The 1,437-nt window shown below is 38.6% G+C and carries 2 protein-coding genes; both read right to left on the bottom strand.

Annotated elements, in window-relative coordinates:
* A partial coding sequence (locus tag ACRCJ0_RS14020) for a biotin transporter BioY (RefSeq protein WP_431390842.1) occupies nucleotides 1–345 on the bottom strand: 345 nt, incomplete at its 3' end.
* Between the two features lie 122 nt (nucleotides 346–467).
* A partial coding sequence (locus tag ACRCJ0_RS14015; RefSeq protein WP_431390841.1) for a biotin--[acetyl-CoA-carboxylase] ligase occupies nucleotides 468–1,437 on the bottom strand: 970 nt, incomplete at its 5' end.

The following is a 1,437-nucleotide window of genomic DNA, read 5'->3' as shown; positions in this document are numbered from 1 at the left end:
AAAAATAATGATATTCATACCAATTGCACGAATGGTTAATACTTTCCAACCATTTTCAAGCGCCGGGTTTTGACTGGCAAAAATCATGGCTACAATAAAGCCGATGATAAAACCAAAAGAAGGGCTGTAAATAAAGGCACCTTTAAACATAAATAAAAGAATGGCGTTTAATAGCATAGCAACTGCTGCATATTTTCTTGGTAGTAATAAACCCGTTAAAATAACGGCTAAGGTCTGTAGCGTGAAAGGAATTGCACCGAATGGTACAACAACATAGGAAGCAATGAGTGTAATTACGCTCATAAGTGCTGAAAGTACCCAGTAGTAAGTAGATGATTTTGTCATATTGTTCTCCTTTTAATTTAGTCAACCTTATTTCATTTATGGGTGACCATTTATTTTATACATGGATGTGCGCTAAATGATCACACACCCAAAAGTTGCTACTATAGTTAAGTTTAAGTACGCTATTGGTCAGCGAATTGCTGACTAGAGAAAGACACTTCGCCCGATACAAGGGTTCGTACTTTACCTTCTGATGTTTCAATTGAAAGATGACCAAGATCTGTTACACCAAGGATTTTACCACAGTAGTTTTCGTGGTTTTCTGTATAGTTAACCCATTGGTTTTTACCTAATAAGTGACTACGGTAATAGTCCAAGAAATCCAGACTAGATAAATCATCATAGTAGGATTTAAATTTAATTACAAAGTTTGTAATTAAATCATTCGTATTGAATGTTCTTGGCAATTGTGGTCCGAATAAGGTGCCCGCAACAGATTGATTTTCTGCATTTTCTTTGGAAAAGTCACCTGCAAGGTTAGATCCAACCCCAAGTACCAAATGTGAAATGGTCTGACTTTCCATATCAAAAGTCGCTTCAGTTAGGATACCGACAACCTTTTTTCCTTGATAAAATAGGTCATTCACCCACTTGATCATGACATCATCAGTTAAATAGTTGGATAATGTTTCTGCATATGCTGAAGCAGAAGCAATAGTCATTGAAGCGACCAGTTCATTATTAACACCACTCGGAGGTGTCATCACTAATGAAAAGTAAAGTCCTTGGCTAAGAGATGAATAAAAAGTACGCCCGCGACGGCCACGTCCAGCTGTTTGCTCACTCGAAATAAAGAGGGCAGGCTGATTAGGGTAATCTGCTGCATGTTTACGACCAAGGTCATTGGTCGATGAGGTAGATTCCTGGTAGTAAACCTTTAATTCAGGCCAAACGTTTTGTAAGCCATGGCTAATTTGGCTAGGATCAATGGCATGGTTTAGGTTTTCTAAGGCATAGCCATTTTTAGGATGACGGATAATTTCATATCCTTCAGTTTCTAGTTGCTTCACAGCTTTCCAAACAGCATTCCGGCTGACTTGGAAGTGGTCGGCTAACTCTGGACCAGTATGGAAATGACCTGGGTGGTCTAGT

It is taken from the genome of Aerococcus sp. L_32 (genome assembly GCF_050689315.1).
This window is presented reverse-complemented; position numbering and strand designations above follow the sequence as displayed.